At 66.0% G+C, this 26,215-nt stretch carries 23 protein-coding genes and 2 pseudogenes; 18 read left to right on the plus strand and 7 right to left on the minus strand.

Annotated features, from left to right (window positions below; genetic code table 11):
* Nucleotides 1-10: 10 nt before the first annotated feature.
* The 3 genes from CFW40_RS38195 (at nucleotide 11) to CFW40_RS20955 (ending at nucleotide 2,148) form a co-directional block, all read left to right on the plus strand.
* Nucleotides 11-169, plus strand: a complete 159-nt coding sequence (locus CFW40_RS38195) for a hypothetical protein (protein WP_256331354.1) — start codon at nucleotides 11-13, stop codon at nucleotides 167-169.
* Nucleotides 170-339: 170 nt separating this feature from the next.
* Nucleotides 340-1,683: a WXG100 family type VII secretion target gene (locus CFW40_RS20950; RefSeq protein WP_088799330.1), complete on the plus strand. Its 1,344-nt coding sequence runs from the start codon at nucleotides 340-342 to the stop codon at nucleotides 1,681-1,683.
* Nucleotides 1,684-1,692: 9 nt separating this feature from the next.
* Nucleotides 1,693-2,148 (plus strand): hypothetical protein, encoded by a 456-nt coding sequence (locus CFW40_RS20955; RefSeq protein WP_088799331.1) that lies wholly within the window; start codon nucleotides 1,693-1,695, stop codon nucleotides 2,146-2,148.
* 55 nt (nucleotides 2,149-2,203) lie between these two features.
* Here CFW40_RS20955 and CFW40_RS20960 read toward each other — a convergent pair whose 3' ends face one another.
* Together CFW40_RS20960 and CFW40_RS20965 are read right to left on the minus strand one after the other, a co-directional pair.
* Nucleotides 2,204-2,758 carry a flavoprotein gene (locus CFW40_RS20960; RefSeq protein ID WP_088799332.1) on the minus strand — a complete coding sequence of 185 codons (555 nt, stop codon included), beginning with the start codon at nucleotides 2,756-2,758 and terminating at the stop codon, nucleotides 2,204-2,206.
* Nucleotides 2,755-4,017 carry a helix-turn-helix domain-containing protein gene (locus CFW40_RS20965; protein WP_088802258.1) on the minus strand — a complete coding sequence of 421 codons (1,263 nt, stop codon included), beginning with the start codon at nucleotides 4,015-4,017 and terminating at the stop codon, nucleotides 2,755-2,757. Before CFW40_RS20965 ends, CFW40_RS20960 begins: the two co-directional genes overlap by 4 nt.
* Before the next feature lie 176 nt (nucleotides 4,018-4,193).
* Between CFW40_RS20965 and CFW40_RS20970 the strand changes: the two genes are divergently transcribed.
* The 8 genes from CFW40_RS20970 (at nucleotide 4,194) to CFW40_RS21010 (ending at nucleotide 14,688) form a co-directional block, all read left to right on the plus strand.
* Nucleotides 4,194-4,637 (plus strand): ATP-binding protein, encoded by a 444-nt coding sequence (locus tag CFW40_RS20970; protein WP_088799333.1) that lies wholly within the window; start codon nucleotides 4,194-4,196, stop codon nucleotides 4,635-4,637.
* Nucleotides 4,628-5,956, plus strand: a complete 1,329-nt coding sequence (locus CFW40_RS20975) for a UDP-N-acetylglucosamine 1-carboxyvinyltransferase (protein WP_176956430.1) — start codon at nucleotides 4,628-4,630, stop codon at nucleotides 5,954-5,956. The genes CFW40_RS20970 and CFW40_RS20975 overlap by 10 nt, the downstream gene beginning before the upstream one ends.
* Nucleotides 5,953-7,176 carry a metallophosphoesterase gene (locus CFW40_RS20980; RefSeq protein WP_088799334.1) on the plus strand — a complete coding sequence of 408 codons (1,224 nt, stop codon included), beginning with the start codon at nucleotides 5,953-5,955 and terminating at the stop codon, nucleotides 7,174-7,176. The genes CFW40_RS20975 and CFW40_RS20980 overlap by 4 nt, the downstream gene beginning before the upstream one ends.
* Nucleotides 7,173-7,712: a dCTP deaminase gene (gene dcd, locus CFW40_RS20985; RefSeq protein WP_088799335.1), complete on the plus strand. Its 540-nt coding sequence runs from the start codon at nucleotides 7,173-7,175 to the stop codon at nucleotides 7,710-7,712. The genes CFW40_RS20980 and dcd overlap by 4 nt, the downstream gene beginning before the upstream one ends.
* Nucleotides 7,709-8,245 carry a deoxycytidine triphosphate deaminase gene (locus CFW40_RS20990; RefSeq protein ID WP_088799336.1) on the plus strand — a complete coding sequence of 179 codons (537 nt, stop codon included), beginning with the start codon at nucleotides 7,709-7,711 and terminating at the stop codon, nucleotides 8,243-8,245. The genes dcd and CFW40_RS20990 overlap by 4 nt, the downstream gene beginning before the upstream one ends.
* Nucleotides 8,242-9,339, plus strand: a complete 1,098-nt coding sequence (locus CFW40_RS20995) for a glycosyltransferase family 4 protein (RefSeq protein WP_088799337.1) — start codon at nucleotides 8,242-8,244, stop codon at nucleotides 9,337-9,339. The genes CFW40_RS20990 and CFW40_RS20995 overlap by 4 nt, the downstream gene beginning before the upstream one ends.
* 82 nt (nucleotides 9,340-9,421) lie before the next feature.
* Entirely contained in the window at nucleotides 9,422-10,465 is a 1,044-nt protein-coding gene (locus CFW40_RS21000) for a serine hydrolase (RefSeq protein WP_088802260.1), read from the plus strand.
* Nucleotides 10,466-13,671: 3,206 nt separating this feature from the next.
* Entirely contained in the window at nucleotides 13,672-14,688 is a 1,017-nt protein-coding gene (locus tag CFW40_RS21010; RefSeq protein WP_088799339.1) for a hypothetical protein, read from the plus strand.
* A gap of 737 nt (nucleotides 14,689-15,425) precedes the next feature.
* On the opposite strand, the gene CFW40_RS38975 is transcribed toward CFW40_RS21010, so the two are convergent.
* The 3 genes and pseudogenes from CFW40_RS38975 to CFW40_RS21020 all read right to left on the minus strand — a co-directional run.
* Nucleotides 15,426-16,625 (minus strand): sigma factor-like helix-turn-helix DNA-binding protein, encoded by a 1,200-nt coding sequence (locus CFW40_RS38975; RefSeq protein WP_107446798.1) that lies wholly within the window; start codon nucleotides 16,623-16,625, stop codon nucleotides 15,426-15,428.
* Nucleotides 16,600-16,944: a hypothetical protein gene (locus CFW40_RS37185; protein ID WP_088799340.1), complete on the minus strand. Its 345-nt coding sequence runs from the start codon at nucleotides 16,942-16,944 to the stop codon at nucleotides 16,600-16,602. The genes CFW40_RS38975 and CFW40_RS37185 overlap by 26 nt, the downstream gene beginning before the upstream one ends.
* Nucleotides 16,945-17,274: 330 nt before the next feature.
* Nucleotides 17,275-17,617, minus strand: a pseudogene (locus tag CFW40_RS21020) (LacI family transcriptional regulator); the annotation flags it as partial.
* On the opposite strand from CFW40_RS21020, the gene CFW40_RS37190 reads away from it, so the two are divergent.
* Together CFW40_RS37190 and CFW40_RS21030 are read left to right on the plus strand one after the other, a co-directional pair.
* Nucleotides 17,617-17,814, plus strand: a complete 198-nt coding sequence (locus CFW40_RS37190) for a hypothetical protein (RefSeq protein WP_176956264.1) — start codon at nucleotides 17,617-17,619, stop codon at nucleotides 17,812-17,814. The pseudogene CFW40_RS21020 and the gene CFW40_RS37190 overlap by 1 nt on opposite strands.
* Nucleotides 17,815-17,977: 163 nt before the next feature.
* On the plus strand, nucleotides 17,978-18,544 hold the full coding sequence (locus CFW40_RS21030) for a peptide deformylase (RefSeq protein ID WP_088799341.1): 567 nt from the start codon (nucleotides 17,978-17,980) through the stop codon (nucleotides 18,542-18,544).
* A gap of 179 nt (nucleotides 18,545-18,723) precedes the next feature.
* Here CFW40_RS21030 and CFW40_RS21035 read toward each other — a convergent pair whose 3' ends face one another.
* Nucleotides 18,724-19,719 (minus strand): hypothetical protein, encoded by a 996-nt coding sequence (locus tag CFW40_RS21035; RefSeq protein WP_143034548.1) that lies wholly within the window; start codon nucleotides 19,717-19,719, stop codon nucleotides 18,724-18,726.
* A gap of 855 nt (nucleotides 19,720-20,574) precedes the next feature.
* Here CFW40_RS21035 and CFW40_RS21040 point away from each other — a divergent pair.
* The 4 genes from CFW40_RS21040 to CFW40_RS21055 all read left to right on the plus strand — a co-directional run bounded on the left by CFW40_RS21040 (nucleotide 20,575) and on the right by CFW40_RS21055 (nucleotide 24,649).
* Complete coding sequence (locus CFW40_RS21040; RefSeq protein WP_088799343.1) at nucleotides 20,575-21,102, plus strand: hypothetical protein; 528 nt, start codon at nucleotides 20,575-20,577, stop codon at nucleotides 21,100-21,102.
* 432 nt (nucleotides 21,103-21,534) lie between these two features.
* Nucleotides 21,535-23,691, plus strand: coding sequence for a hypothetical protein (locus CFW40_RS21045; protein ID WP_256331352.1), 2,157 nt, complete (start codon nucleotides 21,535-21,537; stop codon nucleotides 23,689-23,691).
* Nucleotides 23,688-24,467 carry a hypothetical protein gene (locus tag CFW40_RS21050; RefSeq protein WP_088799344.1) on the plus strand — a complete coding sequence of 260 codons (780 nt, stop codon included), beginning with the start codon at nucleotides 23,688-23,690 and terminating at the stop codon, nucleotides 24,465-24,467. The genes CFW40_RS21045 and CFW40_RS21050 overlap by 4 nt, the downstream gene beginning before the upstream one ends.
* The gene (locus CFW40_RS21055; RefSeq protein WP_088799345.1) at nucleotides 24,464-24,649 is read left to right on the plus strand and encodes a hypothetical protein; all 186 of its coding nucleotides are present in this window, start codon (nucleotides 24,464-24,466) and stop codon (nucleotides 24,647-24,649) included. Before CFW40_RS21050 ends, CFW40_RS21055 begins: the two co-directional genes overlap by 4 nt.
* 603 nt (nucleotides 24,650-25,252) lie before the next feature.
* On the opposite strand, the pseudogene CFW40_RS21060 reads toward CFW40_RS21055, so the two are convergent.
* Nucleotides 25,253-25,525, minus strand: a pseudogene (locus CFW40_RS21060) (tyrosine-type recombinase/integrase); the annotation flags it as partial.
* 210 nt (nucleotides 25,526-25,735) lie between these two features.
* Here CFW40_RS21060 and CFW40_RS36715 point away from each other — a divergent pair.
* The gene (locus CFW40_RS36715) at nucleotides 25,736-26,212 is read left to right on the plus strand and encodes a hypothetical protein (protein WP_143034547.1); all 477 of its coding nucleotides are present in this window, start codon (nucleotides 25,736-25,738) and stop codon (nucleotides 26,210-26,212) included.
* The last annotated feature ends 3 nt before the right edge of the window (nucleotides 26,213-26,215 follow it).

The raw sequence follows: 26,215 nt of genomic DNA on the forward strand, positions 1-26,215 counted from the left end.
GGGGGAGTCCGTGGCCGCTTCCGGCTTCGACATAGACACAGACCAGTTGAAAACCGAAGCGCCGAAATTCCACCGGGAGTCGGTGGCGCTGGAGAAGGCCACGGAAAGGCTCAAGCACTCCCTGGCTGCACTCGGTTCACCATGGGGTGACGACGAACAGGGACAGTAGTTCCGCGACGCGTATACCCCTCATCGCGACCAGGTCGAACGGGCCGCCCATGCTCTGGTCAAAGGGCTGGCCAGCATCCAGAAGTCCATGAAGGACATGGCCGACAACCATGAGGAGGCCGACCGCTCCAGCGCCTCCGGCTTCAAGGACGGCGGCCGTGGTGGTGCGCATTGAGCGCTTCCGACAAGGTGAAGGAGGTCGTGCAGGACCTCACCGGCATGTGGTGGCCGGAGGGGGACGAGGACGAACTCCGGGAAGCCGCTCGCGCCTGGCGCACATACGCCGACGACGTCGAGGACTGCACCGCGGCAGCGCATAAATCAGCGCAGGACGTCATCGACAACAACAAGGGCCAGTCGATTGAGGCGTTCTCGGAGTTCTGGCGCAAGTACCACGGTGGAGGCAAGGGCTACCTGGACGATCTGGCATCTGCCGCCCGGGACATGGCCAAAGCACTGGACAAATTCGCCGACCAGATCGCCGAGGCCAAGAGCAAGATCAAGCATGAGCTGGAGATCGCCGGCGCAGTCCTCGTCGCGGGCACTGCGCTGGCCGTGTTCACTGGCGGAATCACCGAAGTCGCCGCCCTTGGTGCAGCCGAGACCATCGCCGCGGCAGCCGGTGCGGCCGGTGTCGCTGTGTCGGCCACGGTTGCCGAGATCGCCGGAACGGTTCTGGCAACCGCTGCTATCGGCGGCCTCGAAGCGATCACCGTCGATGTCGTCGTCGCCCAGGGCGGCAGGAACCTGCTGGGCGAGCAGAGCGGCATCAACCTCGCCGAGATCAAAGACGCGGGCGTCACCGGTGTCCTCATGGGAGGCGCCATCGGAGGCGCGGCCCGTACGGCACGAGCCGTTTCAAGAGCCGGCGGCCTCAAGACCGTGCTCAGGAATTTCGACGACATACACCTCGAATCCCTGGGCTTCGGCAGCCCACGACTCGCGACGGCCGGCGGTGGGCCCCTGCCACGTGGCTCCGCCTCACGCATGTTCCGTACGGGAAACGGCGACGAGGTCCCTGCTCTCCCGCCCCCTCCTCGGCGAGGGCAGTTGGCGAAGGGGAACGGCGGTCCCTCGCTGGAGCAGGTGCGGAAGATGCGCGACAAGCGCAAGCGCTGGTCCACAGGAGAAGACCACGTGCGCAAGATGTACGGCGGCCAGCCCGAGAAGCACTACCCGGTCCCCACGAACCAGGACCCCAAGTACCCTGTCACCGCCAGAGGCGGCCGGAAGGTCGACGTACCCGTCCAACTGCCCGACGGCCGGACGCTCGGGCTTGAGGTGAAGACATACCAGCAGTACCGCATGGTCGAAATAGCTCCCGGCCAGCACGCACCCCAGCAAGTAGAGGTGCCGCTCAGCAAGCACATCAAAGAGCAGATCCACAAAGACATCGCGCTACGAAGAATGGACCCGGGATTCGACCCCCGGTGGGTGTTCCTTCACGCAGGACCTTCACAGGAATTGCGCGAATACCTTAAGGAAGCCGGTATCATATTCGTGGAACACCACTAGGGAGAAGGAATGCAGATTTCCGAGGCGGACCAGGCGCGGGGCAACCTCGACCAGTGGGCTCAGGACGCGCACGAGAATGTGCTGGGCATCGCCGAGATGCTCAACGTCCCCGCCGAGCAATACGAGCAGGACGCGCTGATCCTCATCGGCCCGCTGCAGGATTACGTTTCCCAGCTCCCGCTTGACGACTTCGAGCAGGACGACTGGGTCACCCTCCACAATGACCTGGCCGCCTATGTGGCAGATGTCGGAATTCGCGAGCACGGTGCGTCGTGGAAGGTCCTGGACGACGAGACCTCGCCCCGCGGCTTCCGCTACGTCATCGAAGGCACGGCACGCGATGGCGAAGCCGGCCACATCGACCCGTTCGACGTCGTCATGGAGGAATTCGGAAACCTCCCGATCCAGATCGCCCGAATGCTCGCCAACGCAGAAGTGACAATCGGCGCGAATCCCCTTATCTGAGGTGGTTTCAAGCGACTGTGGCCCGATGCGTCGCGCGCATCGGGCCACAGTCGCTTCACATCCGTCCCGGCACTCCCGGGGTGAGCAGCTCCAGCGCTTCCCCCCAGCGGAAACGATCTGCCCCTCCGCCGACCTTCGGTCGGTGCGGCTCGTACGAGCCGATCAGGACGCCCATCTCACGCAGCCGGTCCAGGCTCTGCCGGTACGCGGGGTGGGCGGCCTGGGCGGAGTTCAGATACGGGAGGACAGCGGTGGGAATGCCGAAGCCGTACGCCTCGCACAGGATGCCCACCGCGAGGGTGTCGGAGATCCCGGCAGCCCATTTGTTGATCGTGTTGAAGGTGGCCGGGGCGACCGCGATGGCGTCCGCCGGCGGGAGGGGACGAGGGTCGCCGGGACTGCGCCAGGCGGAACGGATCGGGTAGCCGGTCTGCGCCTCGACCGCCATCGCGTCGATGAAGCCGAGACCCTGCGGAGTAGCGATGACCCCGACATCCCAGTTCGCCTCCTGGGCAGCAGTGATCAGCTTGCCGACGTCGCCCGCGATCCCGGCTGCGCACACAACGACGTACAGGAACGGCTTCTTCGGCTGGTCGGGCTGATCACTCACGCGGGGACTCCCAGCTGTCGGCTGAAGTGGTGCAGTTCGGGCAGGGCGCGGCGGCGGTCACGGGCGGCCATGTCGGCGACCAGTTCCCGTACGGCAGGCCGACGGATGTCCTGGGCCGCGCAGCTCTCCGCGATCCGCAGGGCCTGGTAGCCGTCGGCGAGCCTCCCCTGCTGACTGTATGCGCGTGCTGCCTCCACCCATAGGGCGGCCCGTCGCTCGGGGACCGGGATGTGCCGGCGCATGAGCGGGCGGGCGGTCTCCAGGGCCACGCCCGCGTCGCCGAAGGCAACCGCGGCGCTGACTGCGTGGAGGGCGACGTTGGTAGGGCTGAAATTGGCCCAGGCGTCGGGGCGGTCGAGTGCAACGTAGCGGGCAACGTCCTTCGCCTCGGTGAGAAAGTCCTTGGTGGCCGAGCGGGCGCCGGCGGTACTGGCAGCGGTGACGCCGCGCAGCAGCATGAGGCCGAGGGCCGCGAGATAGCGCGGAGAGCGCTTGTCGTAGGAGCCGGTGAGCTGGTCGGCGGTGTGCCGGACCACGGTAACGGCCTGGGTGGTGTGCTTTTCACGGGCGAGTAAATGCGCCTGGACACGGACGCTGGAGGCCAGGACAACCGGGTCGCCACAGCGCTCGGCCTCGGCCATGGCACGGCCGACCGCCAGCCAGGCATTGCCGTGATCACTGAGCTTGAGGAGCAGGCTGGCGGAGGTCTGGTACGCGGTGGCCAGGAGGCCGACGGCCTGGCTGGAGCCCATCGCGGCGTGCCGGAGGTTGCCGATCAGAGCGGGCAGCACGCGTTCCAGCTCGGCGTAGTCGCAGGTGCAGAAGAGCCGCCGGGCCGCAGTGACACGGTCGCTGAGCCCTGGTGTGTCCTGGGGGTCCTGGGCAGAGGCAGGTATCGGGCCTGGGAGGAGCGAGTGGACGAGATCGCCGTGGCCGGCGACCGGTGTGGTGGGTGCTGTGAGGGCGGCGATGCTGGCGGCGAGGAAGGTTCGGCGGTGCATGTCCTCTGTCTCGGGGTCGCAGGTGCTGGTTTCCGGCATGGCGGCGAGGCCGACAGCAGGCAGTGGGATGCCGAGCTCCATTGCAGCTGCCCGCACCACCCGGGAGTCCTCGGTGCCCCGGCCCTGTTCCAGGCGACTCAGCTTGGACTGGTGGTAGCCCAGTGCGGCGGCGACGTCCGTCTGGGAGCGTTTCGCGAGCACCCTTGCCCGCCGGATCACTTCACCGATCCGTCTCGCCTCGTCGTATGCATCGGCCATCCGCGCCACGGCCCCTTCCGCCGTCGCCGATCCTGCCTGCTCAACAGAGCGTAGTAGAGCTGAACTTGGTGCTGATGCAGGTCCTGCATAACTGATGCAGCGCCGGCACCTGGGGTGGTCCGTCCTCTGCTGACGCCGGTTCCGTGGAGTGGCCGAACTCGCCTGGGAGGCCGCCCATGGAACCGCAGCACCTCAGCTTCTCCGTACCCGGCACGACGCACGCTGCAGCAGCTGCGCGGCGTCGGCTCGCCGCCGAGATGCACGACTGGGGCCTACCGGCCGACAGCGACGCACTGCACACCGCTGAGCTGGTGGCTGGCGAACTGCTCTCGAATGCGGTGCAGCACGCAGGTCCCAGCGCCATCACCGTGGTTGCCCGCTGCGACGGCAACGCCATACGGATCGAGGTCAGTGACAGCAGCCCCGACCTTCCCCGGCCCAGGTCACCCAACGAGGTCGACGAGCACGGCCGGGGCCTGCTCATCGTCGCGGCCCTGGCAGACCGGTACGCCGTCGAGCCGACCGAGTCCGGCAAGCGGTGCTGGGCCGAAATCCACCTGCGAGCAGTCCCAAGTCCCCACATCGCACCACAGGTTCACCTTCCAAGGAGATGGCCGTGACAACCGCCCGGACACCCGCCATTACCTCCGAAGTGATCGCCATCCGTCCCGGCCCGCCGCTTTCCGGGGCCGTGACCGTCGACGGCTCCAAGAACGCCGCCCTGCCGCTCCTCGCTGCGGCGGCCTCCCTGCGCCGGCCTGTCCAGCTGACCAACGTCCCGGCCAATGACGACGTCCAGGCCATGCTCATGCTGCTCCAGCACGCAGGCCACGGAGCCACCTGCAAGGTCGACAAGCCCCACACCGTCCTGGTGCAGCCGAGCGACGGTATGCACATCGCGCCGGAACTCCACGAAACCGCTGCCCGCATCCGTGCCTCGTACTACCTGGTTCCCGCTCTCCTCGCCGTTCACGGGCGGGCCGTACTGCCCTGGCCGGGCGGCTGCCGGATCGGTGAACGCGGCATGGAGCAGCACTTCAAGGTCTACGAGGCATTCGGCGACCGCGCGCTCGTCAACGACCACGGCTACAGCGTCGAAGCCGGCGAGAGTCGCACCGGCTCGGTATCGGTGATGCTGCCGTACCGTTCCCGTGGTGCGAGCATCGCGGCACTTCTGCGCGCCGTCGTCGCCAAGCGACCACTGCGGCTGGGACAGCCGAACCTCTCGCCCGAAGTCCTCAGCGTCCTGCAGGCGCTACAAGTGGCCGGTTGGGAGATCCGAGCCGACGAGCGCGTTCTCTCCCTGGCTCCGCCTGCCTCCGCATCGCAGGAGCCGGTGACCTGGGCAGTCCCCGGAGACAAGGTCGAAGCAGGCACCCTGGCCTGCGCCATCGCCGCCACACGGGGCAACGGCCATATCGAGGGCGTACGCAGCAAGGACGTGGCGCCAATGGTGGCCGCATTGCGCTGGCTCGGCATTCCCGTCGACGCCCAGCAAGACATCCTCATCGTCCACGCCGAACGCACACGCCCCACCCATCAACCCCTGCGAGCCATCGCCTCACTCTCTCCCGGCGGACTCGACGCTGACTTCGAACCCGCCTTGATGGCACTGGCCCTGGGCATGCCCGGCACCCACCTGTTCGCCGACGCGATCAACCCTGGGCGTCACAGCAACCTCATCCCTCAGCTCGCACGTCTCGGCGCCGACATCCACGAGACCTCGCCCACCCAGTGCCGCCTGACCGGGCCGCAGCAGCTGATCGGGACCGGGGTGGAAGCCACCGACATCCGTACCGGGTCGGCCCTGCTCATCGCCGGCCTCACCGCCCACGGCGTCACGACCCTCGGCGGCCTCGAACAGCTCCGCCGAGGCCATGCCGACCTTCCCACCAAGCTGCTCGCACTCGGAGCCGACATCTGCGAGGTCACCCCGTGACCGGTCCACGCCCCCTGCGGCGGATCGTGGCCACCACTGACGTCCACTCCTCGTTCGACGACGCCCTGCCGATGCTGGCCCACCTGCACGCCATCCGGCCGGAGACGCTCATCGTCGATTGTGGCGACTTCTTCGAAGGCAGCGGCTACTACCGCCTCGGCCACGGCCGTATCGAAACAGCGATCCTCCATGGCCTCTACGACGTGATCGCGCCCGGGAACCACGGCTGGATCCACCACTTCGACCCACCGCTCCGGGACATCACCGTGTGCGCGAACGCCGTCGATGCCGAAACCGGCCGACCGCTCTTCCGCCGCCTGCACACCGCGCGCATCGGCGGACGGCGCGTTGCCATCACCGCGGTCATCGGCGTCCAGGCATTCCACTCCATCCCCATCGATCAGCGAGCCGGCCAACGCGTCACCGAACCAGGTCAGGCACTGCGCGAAGTGATGCTGGCGCACCACCACGAGATCGACTCCTGGGTCGTGCTGAGCCACTCCGGCTTCGACGAGGACCTCAAGCTGGCCGCCGTCTGCCCCTTCCTCGACGTGATCTTCGCCGGGCACTGCCACAGCGACCAGTACGGCCCCACCCATGTGGGCGAGACGCTCGTTCTCAAGGGTCGTGAACTCGGCATCGGTTACGCCATCGCTGAGCCGGCCCTCACGCGATGGACGGCGCAGACTACGCACTTCCCAGACATCACCAGCGCGGCGTCCCTACCGCCCCAGCTCGCCCTCATCCGTGATCGAATCGAGGACCTTAAAGATCGTCTGGCCCTGCCGATCGGCGCCGTCTCAAAGCCGTACCGAGGACGGGTCCTCGATCGCAGGCTCCTCCTCGACGACCTCGCCACCCGACTCCATACCGCCCTCGGTGCCGAAGCCGTCGTCCTCAACGAGACCGCCTTGCGCCCCACCCAGCTCGACGACGTCCTCACCTTCGGCGACCTCCTCACCATCGAGCCCTTCAACAACCAGCTCGTCCACGCCCGCATCCCCCAGGACCTGAGAGAAACCCCTGGCGCACTGCTCCCCTACCTCACCAAGAGCGCGGGCCCCTTGATCACCCAGCCGAAGCCTCTGCCCCCGCAGCTGCCAGCCGTGCTGACCACCGACTACCTCGCCGAGAGCTACCTGGACGGCCGCACCCACCAAGCCGGCCTCCGCCTCCGCCAGGCCGTCCAACGCGTCCTAACCGAAGGGACCCACCGATGATCCTGACCGGCCCAGAAATCACCGCAGCCGCGGCCGACGGCCGCGTGCGCATCACCCCCTTCGACGAAGCACAGGTCAACCCCAACAGCTACAACGTCCGCCTCGGTCCGACCCTGCTCGCCTACACCGCACCCGTCCTCGACGCCCACCGGCCCAACCCGACCCGCCGGATCGAGATCGACTCCGACGGCTACGTCCTCAAGCCAGGCCAGCTCTACCTCGGCCACACCGTCGAACAGGTCGGCTCCGACACCTTCGTCCCTCTCCTCTTCGGCCGTTCCTCCGTCGGCCGGCTCGGCCTGTTCGTCGAGATCACCGCCCCCATCGGCGACATCGGATTCCACGGCCAGTGGACGCTCATGCTCTCCCCGATCCGGCCGTTACGCGTCTACGCCGGCATGAAGGTCGGGCAGATCATGTTCTTCGTCGCCGTCGGCCCCATCACTCCGTACTCGGGCAAGTACCAGGCAGCCAGCGGGCCCAAGCCCTCCGCCTACTGGCAGGACCTCGCTCCACTGGAAGCGGTGGCGCCGTGATCCTCACCGGTCCCGCCATCGCCTCTGCTCTTGCCGCGGGCGAGATCACCATCGACCCGTACGATCCCAGCAGGCTCTCTCCCAACGCCTACGACTGGCGTCTCGGCGACGATCTACACGTCTGCGACGGAGAGCTCGACGCCGCCACCCCGACCTCGTTCACCGAGATCTCCATCCCCCGCACGGGATTCGTCCTGAAACCCGGAGTGCTCTACCTCGGCGTCACCCACGAGAAGACTGGCTCGGAGACGTACGCCCAGCTCCTCAACGGCGACCGCACCACTGGTGCCCTCGGCATCTGGGTCCATGTATCCGCGCCGCTCGGCCACCAAGGCCACGCCATCCGTTGGACCCTGGAGATCCGTGTCAGTCAGCCGGTCCGCATCTACCCCCGCATGACCTTCGGGAAGCTCGTCTTTCTGCAGCCCCTCGGCGCTGCAGCCAGTTACCAGAAGCACGGCCTCAAGTACACGGCCAGCCAGGGAATCGAAACCTCCCGTCTGTACGAAGAGACCCCGGGGGGTCGGCCATGAACACGACGGTCGCCACAGCCCTCGACCTCCCTTTCCCCAGCCCTGGCGGCAGTGTCGAACTCTTCCTCGACCTCTACACCGGACCCCAACCCCACATCCCCGCGCGGGCTTTCATGCTCGCCCCCGCCCGCCCCAGCCCCGGGCTGCCCGCCGGGCTCGACCTACTGCCTATCGTGGGCAAGTGCCTCGAAGGCCCGGCCTTCCACCGCTACGTAGCCGCCCTCCGACAGGCCTTGGCCGGGGCAATCGACCCGAATCACATCAGCGTCCTCCACCTCCAGCACCTCACCTTCGGTGGCACCCCCGCGCTGATCAAGGCCCTGCCCGAGCACCCACGGATCGCACTCGTACACGGCACCGACCTGCTGTTCGCCGAATCCCACCGCGACCAACACAAGGTCCTGACCGAGTCCGTGAAACTCGCCGACGCAATCGTCGTGCCGACACCGGCCATGGCCGACCGACTCCTGCGAATCGCGCCCACCACCGACCGCACGAAGATCGCCCACGTGCCCTGGGGCATCCCCGACCAACTCCTGGCCCGCCCACCGCACAGATCACCCCGTCCGGCCGGCAGCCCCTTCCGGCTGCTCTACGCCGGCCGTCTCACGCCAGAGAAAGGCGCCGAGAACTTGCTGCTGGCCCTGGCGGCCGTCCAGGGCGTCGAGCTGAGCATCGCCGCGCCACAAGACCAGTTCCACACCCTCACCCGCGCCATACGGCAGTCCGGCGTCAAGATCCGTTACCTCGGCTGGCTCCGCCGTCCACAACTGTGGAGAACCTTCACCGACCACGACGTGCTCGTCATGCCCTCCACCACCCTCGAAGCCCTGGGCCTCGTCGCTCTCGAAGCCCAAGCCTGCGGTCTGCCCGTGCTGTACCAGCCCGTCCCCGGCCTGGCCGAAACACTCGCCGCCTCTGGCACCGCGACCGACTTCACCCACCCCGCAGCCGTCGCCCGAGACATCGACCGACTCCGCACCACCCCGGGGCTGCTGGCCGCCTTGCAGCAGGCCGGACGAAACAACGCCGCCCGCTATCCGCTCAGCGCCACCGCTAAGGCCCTGACCGAACTCGGCCACCGGATTAGTTGACTACCCCGCCACGTTCCCCGGCCGGGCCCGCCCGCGTCACTACGCTGACGGGCGGGCCCGCACTGCGACATCGGAGATGTTCATGCAAGACAGCACCGACCGGATCAAGCAGCTCGTGGCGGACGGCGTCCGCGACAAGGTCTACCCCGGTGCGGTGTGGGCCATCGGCAACGCCGTCGGCATGCAGGCCGCAGGCACCGCTGGCGTCCTCGACCCCACCGAGCCGGACATCCCCATGCGGCCGGACACGGTCTTCGACGTCGCCAGCCTGACCAAAATCCTGGCCGTCTGGTCCACGATCGGCACCCTCTGGGAAGACGGCGCCCTCCCGCTCGATGACCCCCTCGGCGCCTTCTGGCCCGAGGTCACAGGCCACCCCCTCGGTCAGGCATCCGCCCGCCAACTGCTCACGCACACAGCCGGCGTACCCCTGCGGGCCCAGCTCAAGAACCTCTACGGCACTGTTCCGGCCACGATCCGGGCTGGAGTCCTCCACGAAGCCCTCCACCGGCCGCCTGGCGAGGCCGTCGAGTACACCGACCGGGCCGCTCTCATCCTCGGCTACCTGGCCGAGCGCCTCTCCGGCCAGGGCCTCGACCAGCTCGCCCCCACCCGCATCTGGCAGCCCCTGGGCATGACCGAAACCCGATTCGGCCCACTGCCGCCCGAGCTGACCGTCCGCTGTGCGCCGACCGAACTCGACGAAGACACCGGCCGCCACCTCAAGGGCATCGCCCACGACTTCTCCGCCCGTCTCCTCGGCGGCGTCTGCGGCATCGCCGGCGCCTTCTCCACCCTCGACGACCTCACCCGCTTCCTGAAGTACATGCTCGACCCCACGACCGCCGCTGTCGCACCGGGATTCGGGCCGAACTGGGTCGAGGAATCGCTCAGCGTCCAGACCGGAACCCTGGAGCCCGTACGCGGCCTCTTCTGGCACCCGGCCCCTGGTACCGCACCCACCAACCGCACCTACGTGCACTACGGCTTCACCGGCACCGGCATGTGGATCTCCCCCAAACGGGGAACCTGGGCCGTCCTGCTGACGAACAAGCTCTACTACACCCGCGACCGCGAACCGTTGACCCGCATCCGCAATGCCTTCGGCGCGCTCACCTTCGGCTGAGACACGGAATTGGGACCGCAATTGGACAATTTTCCCTTCCGGAAAGCACGGGCGAGCGTTTGACGGAGTCAGTGGCCAAGTTACCGTGCCTGAGCACGGCGCCTCTCACGGAGAGCACGGGCATCCCAGACTGGAAGGGACCAGCGAACTCAGCGATGCCTCCGCTTCACGGGAGAGTCCCATCAATACAGACCCGACAACCACGACCGGCGTGCACGCTGGCACGCAACCGGGCGGTATGCACGCCTGACTTACCCACCGAGGGGTCTGGACCATTTACCTAGAACAGCAGTCTTTATCACCGCTGCCTCGACAACTTCGGGGGCCGGCCTCCAGAGGCCGCGAAGGTTCAGGCGAATCTTATTTGAGAACGGTTGGCCGCCGCTGCTGAAGCCGCGCCAAGTACCGTCCTCCCTCCGATCTCTTGGTCTCATGATGTTGATAAGTCGGTATGCCTCAAGGGCCTGCGTGGCGTCATACACGTCGCGCGAAAGCCCAAAAAGGCCGGCCCGATCTTTCCATGAAATGGATCGATACTCCTCCTCGGAGGCCAGCTGGAGGCACATCAAAAAGGCAGCGATCTCACTCTTCGTCAGCACCTGCACCCACCCCCTCGTGAAGAACTGAAAGGGAATGTTCAGCGTATCTTCGTCGCCACGAGGGACGCGGTACTCGACTGCACCCGCCGATGAGCTACTGGCATCCTCCGACAGAAGTCGGAACCCTTCGTACCTATTCGCCGACCCATGCTTCCCCAGGTCGACCATATGATTCCGGGCCAGTAGGCCGAGAGCCGAGCGAAACTGGCGGAGTTTATTCCGCGTGTAGGCCGACGCCTGGGCGGAACTCCCACTGGACTTGGCAGACACAGCCATAAGGTCCAACCAATTCACCGAATCAGGGGTGCGCCTACCGAGGGGAATCTGGTTATCCCACGCCCGACCTGGGCGGGATTGACAGTGTGCGACAAATAGTGCAGTCAAATGCAACTGAAGTGCCACCCCTTGTGACACAATAAGGCGCGCCATAGGGGGAAGTATGTGAGACGCAGGGCGCTTGCGTTCGTCTAGTTCGGGTCCAAATCTGAGCTGCGCAGGGACGGGAAACGGGACCCAAAGGTCCACGTCTGGAATATTCGGGTTGCGGACATAGAGGGTTCGAATGCGAATTTCGTTGGGTGCGTGGCCGTTGGACCACAGCTTCTCCGCCGCAGCGAGAACCTCCGGGAGCCCCCGCTCCCGGACGAGGACTCTGAGCGTCTCGGCTCGCTTCCGGGCCCTCTGCTGATTCTGCGTCGTCTCCGTCAAAGTTGTCCCCCTACCGCAGGCGATGACGTCTTGGTCCGACCTCCCCCTCTCTGCGCGGGCGCACGCGCGCGGATAAGTCGGACCAAGACGTCATCGCTCCCCATGCCTGTCCTCCGATAGCCCACTCAGAATGGTTCCCAGCGAGCACCGCCCGGTGCTCGGAGGCGAGGACGGCAGCGCCGGCAAGCATCCACCGTCCTCGCGCCCAACCACAGCGTTCTGGAGGAACACTGATGCCCACCCAGCCTACGCAACTCGGCGCTGACGCCACAGCGTTCATCGGCGTTCTCGCGGTCGGTGTAGTGCTCATCATGAGTCGGTCGGTCGATGCCGAGGGGATATCGGTTCTCGCGTCGGCTCTCGGCGGCTTGTACGCCGTCTGGACTGGCCGTTCATCCCGCAACCGCAAGTAAGTAGGAGGTCAGTCCTTCTCGTGCGACGACGGGCATAGGGGAACGACCAACATCATGTTGCCTATGGGCGGTTGATGTAGGTGTGTCAGAGCTTGCGGTCGGGGGACGGCCTCGCTGTCAGAACTCGTAGACGACTGCCCGAAGGGCTTGTTCGGTGCGGCAATGCGTGAGCGGATGCGCCGGCCCTAGCCAGACGGCGCGCCACCGTGAACCACACCGAGCAGGCAAACCAGAGACCGACATCGGCCAACGTGATCTTTCCGGGTTCCATTGATTGGAGGTTCGAGTCCCACACGGTCTACGGCGTGCAGGTCGGCGGGAATCCCGTCCGGCCTGCCGCACGACGGCCGGTCCCACTCCGATGAGTTCGGGCGCTGCTTCGTGTCCGAGGGTTTTGCGTGGAGGTCTTGGGGCAGATCGGCGTCGACGGCTGCCGGTTCGATTGTGGGGTCACTTCTGCGGTTCGGGTACGCCGTCGACGGACCCTTCGCCACCCTGCCCGCCATGATCACTCGAATGACGGCGGCAGCCTGGGAGCCGTTTGGGGCGCGGATCCGGAAGAGGGTAAATGCCCTCCCATGCGCGGCTTCACCGAAGGCGCCGCCGTCACCCATCGTCGTCACGCGTCGTTGATCGGCTCCTGTGCCCGTGCGTCGTCATCCCAGCACCAACACTCCTTCGGATCGCCAAACGCCATCGGGACACCGCTGATGTCCCCCAAGGGTCGACGTGATCTCAAAGGAAGCACTCAACCGCGATCACGGCTTTCCATCGGACGGTATACGCCTACTCCGCCTCGTGGCGGGTTCCGTCGCTGCCGTGAGCGCTCCAGCTCCAAGCACATTGGTCTGGCAGGTAAGTGATCACGACGACCCCGCCGCACCTTTCCACCGTGATCTTCTCGGCCAGAGTCGACGGCAACGGCAGGAAGCGGGCCGGAGCGACTTGCGGTGCTAAGTAGCAGGTGCTCGAAGGTGGGCGCGCTCCAATCACCGAGCCAGCCGCTTGCCTACGGCCGACATGTGCCGTGAGCCGAAGAACCGGAGAAGCCGTGCCCAAGCATCTGAACTATCACGTTGTCCCTGACACTCAGGCCGCCTACCCGTTGGAGCCGCCCTCGCCCAGGCCGGCCTTCGAGCTCCGTTGCGGGCCCCTTGCACGTGACCCTTGATCGCGGCACCGCTCAAATCGCTGGCGTTCGCGAGCACGGTGGCGGCCAGTGTCATGGGAGTAGCGAACTGGTTGCACTGAAAGGCGGTCAGGGTGTGCTCCGCAAGCGGAGCACACCCTCGTCCAACGTGCCCTAAAGACGCTATGCTTCGGTCAGGCGACCACGCTCGCCGTTACGTCGGACCTGGGTTCCTCCCGCAGCTACCCAGGGTTGAGGGCGCAAAGTGCCGTAGTGCGCGCGTGATTGAAAACTGTCGTTCCTCCTAATGGGGCGCAGTGGGCGGGAGCACTGAGGCGCGCCCACCGGGAGCCGGACATGACGCTCGACAGGGACATCGTTAAACTCGCACGCCGCATCCAGCACGAGTCCAGTGAAGTCATCCCCTTCCAGCAGGCACGGTTGACCGCCGCGCGCGAGTTGGGCGGACTGTCCGTCCACACTATGGCGCCCGGGGAGCGGATCCCTCTCCGCGTCCAGTACACCGGGGAAAGCGAAGCCGCCGCCGAATCCGCGATCAGCAGCGACACCCACGGGCTGGGCCTGGACCACTGCTCGGACGACCAGCGCGCCTTCCGGGCCCTACTAGCGCTCGCGCTTTTCAACGGCAACGTGTACACCGGTCCGACGGCGAGGTGGAACTACTCGGTTGTCGCCTCGTACGACCCGGTGATGTCACCCCGCAGGGACCAGTTGGTGATAGTGGCGGAGCGCGCCCCGGAGAACGTGGCCACCCGGCTGCTAGCCACCCAGGGAGCCGGCTCACGCGGCGTCCCTGGACTACGGCACGAGGTCACATACACGTGCCATGGGCAGCGCTCCGTCTGTCTACGCCATCTGCCCACCGGTGCACTGCTGACCATCACCGGTGACCCAGCCGGATGCCGGCGCGGCAACAGGCGCAGCCTCGTGCCCCGGCACCCCTATCTCACGCTGGACAACGACCTCACCGCGCACGAGCGCCGCGCACTGGCAGCCATTCCCCCGATCTCAGGGGAAGCGACCACTCTGCTAGCAGGTCTCGTTTCCCGCTACAACCTGGTTGACCGGTGTGGCCGCTGGGCGACCAGTCTGTCCTGGGACCCTCTGGAGCGCCCCGGAGTCGAACGCCGGAAGGAACCGGAAGTGATTCGGCACGGTCCCGTACGTCGGCTCTGGGGCGCCGGCGACTCATGGGAGTGCCGCTGGACCGGCTATCCCGAACCCCGCGACCTGGCTCTGGCACTGACCCACCGGGAGGCCGGGGTCAAGGGCGCGAGATTTACCCGCCACGGTGACACATACCGGGTGGTGCTGGGCACCGCCTCACTCGACCTGTGCGACGGGAAGGGCTGATCCATGCCGTTCCTCACCGACCACCCGGGGTCCGCACCCGTGCTGGTGGCTGCCGTTGTCCTCGGAGTCCTCCGCTTCGTGTTGCCGAAGGATTCTCGCCATCGCCTGGAGCTGTGGAAGGCAGTCCTCGAACACCGACGTCAGCGTTGGCAGGTGACAGAGCGCCGCCGCAAGATTGGAAGGTCCGGCAAGACGAGCCAAGCGGATCTTCCTGCTGAAGCGGAGCGAGGCGGCGGTCACCGATCAGCTCACCGAGGGCGAGTACGGGACTGAGGCCCGGGAAATGAGGCCGACGCCGCGGGTAGCCATCTGGGAGCCGACCCGTTCCCCAACCCCTCCCGACGCCACCCGAGACCCGCCGAGCCCAACGCCCTGACCTGCGGAAAAGCCAAACAGGCAGGTCTCGATCTTGACCGAACCTCATTCGGGACGAAGAGGTCGTGGGTTCAAATCCCGCCACCCCCGACAGAGAAACACCAGGTCAAGGGCCTGATCCGGATTCGGATCAGGCCCTTCCTGCGTCTCCGGTGATCGTCTGGGAGAAATCTGGGAGAGGATCTTGGTCGGGCTCCCCCAGGTGACGCTCGCCCTCAGCCAGTCATGCCGAAGCTCGGCGAGCGCGAAAGCTGGGCAGTCGCAAACGCGCTGGACTGAACGGCTGCCCGTGCTCCTCACTCCCTGCCGATTCCGATCACGAACGCGCGCCCATACTCGGTGCAGCCATGTTGGGTGGTGGGTCACCCGGACCGCCTCCCCTTCCTCCCTGACCGCCTGCGCATCGACGCCTTCTGGTGACCTCCCATGTGCTTCCTCCCCCACGCGCGAGACTGCGTCCGGCCACGTTGCCAGCCGACCGGCTTGGACTGCGGCCAATGCAGCCTGTCTCCCCTCGGCAAGGCCCAAGCAGTTCCTGTCGGCCTCGATGGCGGGGGGATCCATCCTCGGAGACCGCGATCAGGTTGCCGAGCATGGCCACGTATTGCAGGTATTCCCAGAAGCATCGGGCTGGTCAGGGTTCTGGCTGCGCCATGGCGGGCCGCAAAAGGGGCCATCGAGCTCAAAGGCAAAGCCTGTTGTCCGAAGCTCCCCCAGGAGTTCTCTCCGAGGACGGCCTGTGTGCGCCAACGCCCACGAACAGCCACGCTATGCAACGACCCCACGAAACTTGGCGATATGGCACGTGCACGATGAGAACCGTCGATCAGCATTCGATAGGAATCACCTATGGGCGATCCGTGAGTGGCGAGTGCAGGCAAGACAAGGCTCCACGCCATACCCCGGGAACCGGGCCTCGAGCCCAGAACGCGGGCTCCCAGCGGCGAGGGACTGATCCCACGCGACCAGGCCGCGAGGCGGGGCACGATGTGCTGCCTGAACACCGGGTGCTGAAGCGCTGCGAACGGCGCGGGGAGTTCCGGTACATCGGCCCAAGGGTCCCGAATCGTGAAGCGCCGACGAACCTTCGGCGGGGCGGGAAGTGACGGTGCCTCCTTCCCACTTCGACGTCTTCTGTATGCCTTCTGCCGACACGCACTCGAGCAGTACAACCGCGTACGGCCTGTGGCCGGTTGAGCGACGATGGCTTCGCACTCAGGCCAGATGCAGCGTTGCAGCACTACCACTTCGCTGGAGTGATCTCTCACCACCTCAGAACGGAGCGGACCGTGCTCCCACCGCATCTCCTCCAAGAGGGAGCCGGCGTACCCGGAAGTACGGAGGGTCTCCAGTGCGTCCGCAACAACGGCTTCTACGTTGGACGGAGGCGTATCAAGACGACGGGCGACCTGGGCAGTTGGAGCCCCTTGCAGCCTCAGAAGGAGGAGGTCCCGCTGAGCGTCGTCGAGTTCCGCAAGAGCCTGGCTCAGGACGTCACTGCCCACGTACCGGGCCGTGGGATCTCGAAATGACCTTCTACGCCTCGCGGCCCTGGTTCGCATCCCCTTCGCCCCCTCCCGCTTCCATCGACCGAAGGCCGCCCTCCAGCTCGGGCTGAGCAGGCAGTGTCTCTGCCGTAGGAGGCTGCCCCACACTCAGGTTCCGACGTGACCACGGCACCAGGCCGGCCAGAGCTCGGCCCACGGCCTCGACCATGCGCACCATGTCTTCTGGACGGGCACGGCAGACCGCGGCAAGCGCAATCAATCCGAAAACGATGAGAGCCACGATGCCAGCCTGCGCCAGATCGTGCGCCCAACCGGAGTCGGCCGCGAGCAGGAGTGGTTGAGTCAACAGGATGCCCTCCCAGTACAGACGCAAGAAGCCCCCGGCTGACCACTGCCGGGGGCTTCTCCGCGCAACTGAACAACAAAAAAGGCCCGCCGATGGCGAGCCTTGCGTCCGGGCACAAGTGTGCTGGACAAGAGGACTCTAGCGCGAACGGCCTCCAAATAGAAGCCATTTGAAGACCTACATAAATCTGCAGGTCAGAGCTCTCCAGGTGCCAACAGGGCGCCAGGCAGATCTAAAGAGAGTTTCGTAACGCGGGCTCAAGATCCATGAGGTTCGTACGGGAACTCACTGTTGAGTGCCTGGCATCCCAGGAAGAATCCAGGCACCCAACAGCACTGCGCCGACCACCGCCGCCGTCTACCCTCGTGCGTCCAGAAGACCGTCGAGCACAGCCACCGGGGAGCGAGTGCACATCGCGCGGCGGGCTTCGAGAGTCGCCTCCCACTGCTCGGTCAGCCCGGACATCAGACGCCGGCGCATACCGGACGTGACATGGGCGTAGCGCGCCGAGACCGAGCCGTCGATGTGTCCCATTCGTTCGTCCATGAGGACGTTCTCGGTGCCGAGGTCCTCCACCATCGTCCGGTGGGTGTGGCGGAGGCCGTGGGGCGTGAGGCCCTTGGCGATCGGAAGCCAGCAGGCGTCCGCCCGAGCGGCTGCACCTCGGCCTCGGGGGGACACCAGGCCACGGCTCGCCAAGTGTTCGACAACGAACACGGCCGCTTCCCGCTCTACCCCGGCGAGTCCGTGTGGATCGAGTACGCCTACACCGTCGGCGACGACAAATGGGGCAACTGGTTCCAGCGGGCCGTCCGCCTGCCCACCGAACAACTCGAAGTCCAGCTCGCTTCCCCGCAGCCCTCGACCCCGTCGTGTGGGGCACCGAGACCTCCATGACGGCCGAAGCCTCACCCCTGCGGACCCCACCCGTCCGCAGCGACGACGGTGAACTAAGGCAATTCACCTGGATCACGACCACGCCCGCCCTCCACGCTCGGTACCGTCTTAAGTGGAGGTTCCGGGCACGGCCCGAACACAACACTGAACAAGGGGACTTCAGGTGATTGACGTGCGGCCCAGCCAGCAGATGCGCGACCTCGGAGTCGTCCAGCACGGCGCCGGCATCCTGGCCGAACCGGCCCGCGCCTTCACCCTGCCCGTCGAGCGCGACGAAGCCGAGCGCATCACCGACGAACTGTTCGCCGCGATGGAACGGATCGGCCAGGTCCACCCCTTCGCCAAGGGCATGGGCATCGCCGCCCCACAGATCGGCATCGGCCGCTCCGCAGCCGTCGTCCAGCCGCCCGGCGACGCACCCGCCGTCATCCTGCTCAACCCGAAGATCACCGACCGCTCCGACGAGCTGGACGAGCAGTACGAGGGCTGCCTGAGCTTCTTCGACGTCTGCGGCCTCGTCCCCCGCCCCCTGAAGGTCACCGTCGAGACCACGGCCCTGACCGGCGAGACCGTCACCATCGTGTACGAACGCGGCCTCGCCCGCCTCATCCACCACGAGATCGACCACCTCGACGGCCTGCTCTACACCGCCCGCATGCGCAGCGGGGTCGAGCCGATCCCCGTCGAGGAGTACCGACAGACCGGCAGGGCCTGGGCATACGAGCAGTAGCCGTCAACTTCACGGGGGGGGCCGAGATACGGGCTCGCGGTCTACCAACTCCGCGGCGTGCCCGGCGCTGCCGAACTCGCCTGCCGCTCCCGCGAGGCGCTGCTATCGCAATCCGTAACGTTCCCCAACGAGAAAATGCATCCGCAGATGCTACACACCAGCTCGATCCACAAACCGCTTCACGCCACCGCATCAATCCGCTCAACACACACATCTCGAATGATCTTTAAGTCAGCCAACGCCTGAGCCCGGGCCTCCTCATGACCGGGCAGCCCGTTGTTCACCTTCTCAACCGCTTCGCCGATTGCGGAGATAATCACTTTCGGGGCGAATCGCATACCGAAGACGTAGCCAGTATCCACGCGAGTCCGAAAATCCAACTCCACCACCTCCCAGGTAGCCATAACTTCCGAATGCGCTCCAGCTCCGGACGATTGCTCCAGCGCCCGGATCAGGGCCTGGATGTTCTTGTGCGCCTGCGTGCACAATTTGCGGTAGCGGGTCCACATTTTGTGCGTGGCCACCACGGTGGCAATTGCGACAGTGACCGCTAGAGCTGGTAGCACCTTGGTGTAGTCACGAGAAATCGTCGGCAGCACGGCATACAGCAAAATAGCCACACCGCATGCTCCGTTAAAGTTCCCGACCGTCCGGCTGACCATGGCTCGAAGGACACGCCCCTCCAGCCGCTCAAGCAGTCTATCCTTCGGCTCAAACCAGTGCGCCAAGTAAGGAAAGAGGAGGCAGAAGGCCAACATCTTCTGAGCGTCCCCGTAGCGAGCGATGAATTGCTCTGGAGCTGCGATGATCCTGTCAGCCACATTGAGTGGATAGAAGGATATCTTGAACGCGATAATCCCCCAGATCGCCACCTTCGCCTTCTCTCGGCGACTGAACCATACGGGCGTATGGAAAGTAATTGTCACCCACTGCCGCAGCCGACTACGTATGCGGCGTAAAGGCTTCGGCGCCTGCAAACCAGGAGAGATCTTTCGCCAGTGACGTCCCGCCACAACAATTAGGGCGATACTGAAGACAAAGATCACGGCCCCAACGGCCTGGCGCCCCGCCTCATAAAGCTGGTTGCCCCAGAGGTTCAGCACAAACCCGACCGGCAAGAAGGCGAGCTTCCAGTGGGCGCGTACAAGACCAACAGGCCGGTACCAAATCGACATACCACCATGCTCCGGCTCAGTCACGGCGCGGCGGACTGGTTTGATGGAGATCAGAGGTTCAACGTCGTGAAGATCCGAGGGGCCAGGGCCAACCGGGCCACTTGACGCGGGCTTGGTCGAACTTCGCAAACAGAAGCCTGCTCGGGAAGCCTCTGCGGAACTGGATGCTGCCACCGCCGCGGCGTTCCGATACGACGACCGCCACGCGCATCGCCATGATGGCTACGGCGCGCCGGCGGCTGTCCTTGGCGCGAGCGAACCGTGTCGGTCGATGACCATGCTGCGCCCCCGCTTGGCGCACCGCCTGGCGCTCGTCAAGCCACCGGGGGTGGGAGCGGACGTTGAGCGAAGGGCCAGCCATGAAGCGGGCAGGGTCGAGACAGTAGGCGTAGCAGCCTTCCCGGGGCAGCCCACGGAATCGGCTGTCGTGATAGAAGGCGCGTGTCAGCTCCAGCTTGACCTAGACGCAGCGCGGGCACCATGTATGGCCTGCTCCGCTTGCGCTCACGCCCGACCCCGCGTCGATGCCGATGTCGCGAAAGCGCCCTCCGTTCCGGGCACGGAAGAGTCGTGCGCCCCCTCTGCCGCATTTCGGCCACGCCAGCAAGATCGCACACGGGCGATTCCGCATGATTCCAGCCGGAAGTTCGCCTGCCATATGCGTATGGAATGGGCACCGCGGGACGGCGCCCACGTCAAGGGCATCGCACACATGAACGACAGGGGCATTCCAGACGGCATCTCCGGCGACCGGAACAACTCTTCTCTCTGAGTGACAGCGAACGTACCGTCAGTCGGGTTTTGTGCCCGCAGGTAGGCCGCGGGATGCGCAATCAACGGGGAGGGTATACAGCCATGGATCCACTGACGTTTCCGATGCTCGTCGGCACCGCGCTCACCGAGGCGGTCAAATTCCTATTCGATCGGGCCGGGGCGGTCCTCGATCGACGCTCGGGCCGAGTTCCCCTAGAGGAACCGGAAGAGGTGGAAGGGCGAAGCGGGCTGTTTACCGTCCACCCAGCTGAACTGTCCGCCGCGCGCATCGAGCGCATCACCGAAGCCCGCGGAGCACTCCAGGTGTATCTGACGCGTCCTGCGCTGCTACAGGGAGGCGACCCCGAGCTCAGGGAGCTCTTGGGTGGGCTGCGCCTGGACTTGGAGGAGATCTATGGGCGGCAGCTGCCCTTTGGTGACGAGGAAGAGCGGCCTGCCCGCCCGGGTGTCTCCGTCACACAACGCACGGACCGCCTCGCCGGTCACCAGGTCGGCGTACGCGCGCAAGGCATTTCCCAACAGGGCCGCGTGCGCGTGGACCAGTCCGCGAAGGTCATCGAGGCGTCGGCGGAACAAGTAGGCACCGAGATCGACGGAACCATCGGCTGAGAGGCGACGCGACCGATGGCTTTCGACGACGAACCGGGCGTTGCCCAGCAGCCCGCTCCGGCTACTGGAGTGCCGCACAGCGCTACCGAAGATTCGCGCGTGCGTCCACCACTGCTTGACCGGTACACAGATCAAGAAGAAACCACCCTCGCCGAACAATACGGCAGTTCGGCTGGCTTACACGCGACGGGCTCAGTGGCCAATACCGAGCCATCAACCGACTTCCGCGCGGCCGCGGTGACGGCGCCGAGCGCACAGTCCGTCTCCGGACTCTCGCCGTATCCACCTCCCCCTGCCGCCCCACGGAGCAGCCCGGAGCCATTGGCCCAGCAAGAAGCCGAGCGGGGCAGGACGGCATCACCGTCCCCCGAGGCGATCGAGGCGGTCGGGCAAGCGGCCACGCTACAGCGTGCGTTGATCAATCTGGGCGAGATGATCGGCACGAAGTACGTGTTCGAGCAGACCTTGGACGCCGACGCGCCCATCGACTCCGAGTACTTGGCGGTGATCCGCAAGGTCTATGCCGAGCCCCACTTCGAAGGCGCGGACCGGAGCCGCAGCCCGTTCGCGCAGGCACTGGCGTCCCTCCGGCCCTCGGGGTCCGTGCTGGTCATCAATCGTCCGCCGAACAGCAGCAGGACCACGACCGCCTACGCCCTTCTCGACCAGCTCGTGGAAGAAGGTCTGATCACAGAAGTGCGACCACTCTCCTTCGGCGGTTCCCAGCACTTCCCCGCACGACGCCTACCTCACGACCACGGATGCGGCTTCCTGCTCGAACTGCCGCCGGACGAGGACGGCTTCCAGGTCGCCGACACCTTCGGTTCCGGTCTGGGCAAGCTCGGCGAGCGGCTGACCCGGCGGGACAACCGGCTCATCGTCCTCACCCGCCCGGAACAGTGGCAGCGCATCAGCCACGGCGCACCGCCAGGCGTAGCCCCGGACCTGGGCAAGATCCGCCCGCACGACATCGCCACCCGCTGGCTGCTCGCGCAGGAGCCGTCGTTCCCCGTCAGTACCTGGCTCCGCAACACCGGTATACGCCGACTCATCGACGGCATGACGCCCACGGACATCCTGAACGTCACTTCTCTCATGCTCGATGAGCACCGAAAGGCCGAGCGTCACGCTGCCGACGTCCCCTTGGACTTAGCCCGGGAGTCGACACAGCTGACTTCCGCCGAGCGGCCCCTCTCCCTCGACGCACAGATCGCCAACGTCGTGGCCGTCCTGAGCAACTGGGAGGACGCGCTCTACGAGTGGCACGAACCGGAGGACCACTTCCGGACCAGCTTCGAACGGAACTTCCTCCTGGCCGCGGCCGTCCTGCGCGGCGACCCAGTGGGGCATGTGTACGCCAAGGCCGCGGAGTTGACCGACACGCTAGACAAGAAGAAGGACTCCGTTCCCATCCACGGGCAGCAAGCCCCGGGCGTGATCGCCATGACCAAGGCGATCAAGGCGCGGCGCGAGGAGGACGGCACCCTTCGCTTCGACCGCCCGCACTGGGACGACGCCGCGATCGAGTACTTCTGGAACGACCGCCCTCTGTCTCGTACGTCCTTCTTGAAGTGGCTCGCGCAGGTACCCATCGACGACACGGGGACGAACAAGGAAGCCCTGGAAACCATCACCAAGGACGCCCGCCGTGCCCTGGCGGGCCGCATCGGTGAGTTCGCGCTGCGCTGGGCCGTGCGTCATCGCAGGCAGGAACCATTGGAGGAGATCGTCAAGGCGTGGTACTCCCACGGCACGGACAGAGAACTGTGGCCTCTGGCCGTGGAGTTGTTCGACAACGCGGCGATCCACGCCGCGAGCGCGCCATACGTCCACACGCTGTTGCTGTCCTGGGCCAAACGCAAAGAGCCCTCCCTCCAGCAGGCGGTCGTCGAGGTCTGCACCGGGCAGTTCGGACGTCGGCACACCGGAAAGGCGCTACGCCGCCTGAAGCGTGTGGCGAACATCGGACTTGAGGAGGTTGTGGGCAGCCTGCGCGAGGCGATCCAGGTGCTATGGGCGGACACGTCCGTCCGGAAGACCCTCTTCGGGTACGTCGTCGACTGGTGCGGCGACGAGAAGATCATGGACACCGTGGGCCAGCGCACGTTCGCGGCTCTCGCCGCGTCTCCCGCGTCCAAGGCCGACCGAGTGCCGCTAGTTCTGCACAACGACACGACACCGGACAGCGACGAGGACGAGGAATTCCGCCCGCCCGTCGCCGGCCTGGTCACCGGATGGCGCACCCTCCTGCGTCAAGCGACTGGACCGGCAGGAGATCGCGAACTCGACCACGCCATCTACCTGTGGCTCGACGCGGCCCTCAAACAGCCGCCGCTGCGATCACTCATCCTCGACACCCTCCGCCGGGCCGTGGACGTTCGCGGTCCTGAAGGCCCGATCCTGCGCGAAGCCCTCCGCACCTGCTCCCAGGTCTGGGTCCAGAGTGAGAACCGCCCATACTCACCCGACCGGTCGCACCTGAAACAGGAGCTCTCCTCCCTCCTCGACGCCGACCTCGCCAAGGTCCAGAAGCGCCTACTGACGGAAGCCTCCGAAGCTGACGAGACGGAGGAGTCCGAAGCCGCATGAAGCGCCGCCCCGTCCCCGATGACGCCTCCGAGCTGGGTGCCACCACATGGGTCTCCGCCTTCTCCGACCGGCCACGCAGCACGGACCCGACGCTCTGCTTCTGCGTGGACGTCCGGGCAGCATGGCGGCGCCGTGACGACACCGACGTTCCTGCGGATCCGCGAGCTGCCGGGAGACTCGTCAGGGTAGTGATCGACAAGGCGGCAGCCAAATGCGATGTCCTCCGCCCGGATGCCGCCGAGCAAGACATCGGATCCGCGCTCACCAAGGCCCTGCCGATCGGTGGCGAAGGCGTGATCGTCGTGGACGCCACCGTGAGCATCGATGTGGACGAACCAACCCGGCTGGCCGCGCTCGCCACGGAACAGCTGTGGCAGAAGCACCATCGTCAGGAAGAGCTGCTGCGCCGCGAACTCGAACTGGACGAGCTGGCACGTCGCCAGGCCCGGGCACGCGAGGAGTTCCTCCAGGAGCACATCCTCGCCAACCCCGCCACCGCCCGGCTCTACACAGCCCTGGAAAGCGCGGCCGAGAACTGGCCGCGTCTAGGCGGGCCACCGACCGGTACGGATCTCGAAGAACTGGTCCGCACCGTCAGACAGTGGCAACCCGGACAGCGGTGGGTCGTTGTTGCTCAGGTGCTCCACGATTTCGTCAGCAAGCTGACCCCCGAAGGCTGCAAGGAACTCCTGACCCTGCTCGCCGGCACCGTCAAGGCATTCGGTGACGAGGACGCCGCCCGTGCCCTCACCGCCATCGCCGGCGAGTTCCAGTGAAGGTGACGCTCCTGCGCTGGCTCCTCGATCCGGTCACCAGCGTGCTGGCGGTGCGCCTCCGTGCCCAGAACCACGGCCGTATGTCGTACGAGGCAGCCTGGCGACTGGCTCGCGTCACACGGCACCCCGACGAGATGGGGTACCGCCTGTACGGCCATCTCCCGGAGGACCCACGGAGATGACCGAGCCGTCATGGCCGCAGCCAGCGTTACGTGGCCCGCCACCACGACCTGACCCGATGTGGCGGGCCCCCCGCCGCATCAGTCGGCGCCATCTGCGAACTCGCGGCAGCAACCGTTGCCGAGACCTGCGCGGAACACAGTGCCCGTGCCCCCTTGGGAGATGATCTTCCTCCGGACGCCCACTGAACCCCATCACCACCACACCACACCAGCCGTCTGACCAGGACAAATACTGACCAGTCCCGGTCAGGCCCCTCCTCGAACCTCATTCGGGACGAAGAGGTTGCCATTTCAAATCCCGCCGCACCGAAAGCTGTCCGGTGCGTGAGCGATGCGTGAGCGGACGGCGAAACATGAGGCCCCGAAAGCCGGACCCAGCGTCAGACCGGGTGGTGCTGACCTGCAAGAACAGCACCACCCGGCAGACACCAGCACCCCCGATCAGGTATTCGACCCCACTTGTAAAGCGAAGGTCGTCGGTTCGAATCCGACAGGGGGCTCTGAGCTTGAACAGGGAGGAAGCCCCGGGCCGGTGGATGGCCTGGGGCTTCTGGCATCTACGGGTGACATCAACGGGGCGGTCGGATCGCCCCACAGCCGTGATCAGTCTCGGTCGAGCCGCCGCTTCAGCAGCCGGTCCATGTGGCTGATCGCTTCCCGTTGGGTGTCCTGGGCGACGTGGGTTTAGACGTCCATGGCCATGCTGGTCTGGCTGTGGCCAAGGATCTCCATCAGCACGCCGGGAGCGACGACGGCCGCGGTGAGCAGGGTGGCGCAGCCGCGCCGGGCGTCGTGGAGACGGATGGTGCAAAGGCCCGCCGAGGCGGTGAGCCGGGAGAAGGAGGGGTTCAGGTTACGAGGCTCGACGGGGCGGCCGGGCCCAGGCCCAGAGGCGACGGTCCGGGGAGAGCGGGTCCAGGGTTTTGCGCGCGGTGATCAGACGGCGGGTGTGTTCGGGGGCCTAGGTGCTCCTGCATTGTTTGATGCAGGAGTGAATTGACCTGTCCGTGCTGATGGCGCAAACGGGGATTCAAGTCCGCGGATCAGGGAATGCCCCACAGGGGTTTCGTGTCACGAGGGGGAGCCTTGAGCACTCTGATCTTCGGCATCATAGCTTCTGCAGCGGCAGTATTCTCGATTCTGTTTTCTGCCTGGCAAATTCGCCAACTGACGCGGCAAACGGTTATCACCAATGGAATCGCAGCCGCATCGGCCATCTATAACAGCGTTGAAAGGCTCCACAATGTCGGTACGCTCATCTTTCAGCACCCCCAGCTGAATCAGTACTTCTTTCATGGTGCTGCTGTGCCGGAGCCTGGAGATGAGAGGGAACAGGTCCTGACTCTGGCTCACATGTTCGCCGACGCTCTGGACTATGGCCTCATGATCAAATCACTGGCTCCGGGGACAAGCGAGTATGATTGCTGGGATTATTATGTAGCTGGAATGTTCGCGACATCTCCTGCCTTACGGCAGGTTGTGTTCGATCACCCGTCATGGTGGCCGACTTTGACGCCACATCTTTCGGAGCCGCCTCCGCCAGCCACTATGCCGCGGGTTTGATTC

The sequence above is a fragment of the Streptomyces sp. 2114.4 genome (assembly GCF_900187385.1).
Lineage (GTDB): Bacteria > Actinomycetota > Actinomycetes > Streptomycetales > Streptomycetaceae > Streptomyces > Streptomyces mooreae.

Coding starts and splice junctions, on each gene's coding strand:
- CFW40_RS38975 (WP_107446798.1), bottom strand. CDS start 16,625: ATGCGAACCAGGGCCGCGAGGCGTAGAAGGTCATTTCGAGATCCCACG.
- CFW40_RS20965 (WP_088802258.1), bottom strand. CDS start 4,017: ATGGCCGATGCATACGACGAGGCGAGACGGATCGGTGAAGTGATCCGG.
- dcd (WP_088799335.1), top strand. CDS start 7,173: ATGATCCTGACCGGCCCAGAAATCACCGCAGCCGCGGCCGACGGCCGC.
- CFW40_RS21050 (WP_088799344.1), top strand. CDS start 23,688: ATGAAGCGCCGCCCCGTCCCCGATGACGCCTCCGAGCTGGGTGCCACC.
- CFW40_RS20970 (WP_088799333.1), top strand. CDS start 4,194: ATGGAACCGCAGCACCTCAGCTTCTCCGTACCCGGCACGACGCACGCT.
- CFW40_RS21045 (WP_256331352.1), top strand. CDS start 21,535: ATGATCGGCACGAAGTACGTGTTCGAGCAGACCTTGGACGCCGACGCG.
- CFW40_RS21000 (WP_088802260.1), top strand. CDS start 9,422: ATGCAAGACAGCACCGACCGGATCAAGCAGCTCGTGGCGGACGGCGTC.
- CFW40_RS20955 (WP_088799331.1), top strand. CDS start 1,693: ATGCAGATTTCCGAGGCGGACCAGGCGCGGGGCAACCTCGACCAGTGG.
- CFW40_RS21010 (WP_088799339.1), top strand. CDS start 13,672: ATGACGCTCGACAGGGACATCGTTAAACTCGCACGCCGCATCCAGCAC.
- CFW40_RS21035 (WP_143034548.1), bottom strand. CDS start 19,719: ATGTCGATTTGGTACCGGCCTGTTGGTCTTGTACGCGCCCACTGGAAG.
- CFW40_RS21040 (WP_088799343.1), top strand. CDS start 20,575: ATGGATCCACTGACGTTTCCGATGCTCGTCGGCACCGCGCTCACCGAG.
- CFW40_RS20995 (WP_088799337.1), top strand. CDS start 8,242: ATGAACACGACGGTCGCCACAGCCCTCGACCTCCCTTTCCCCAGCCCT.
- CFW40_RS20975 (WP_176956430.1), top strand. CDS start 4,628: ATGGCCGTGACAACCGCCCGGACACCCGCCATTACCTCCGAAGTGATC.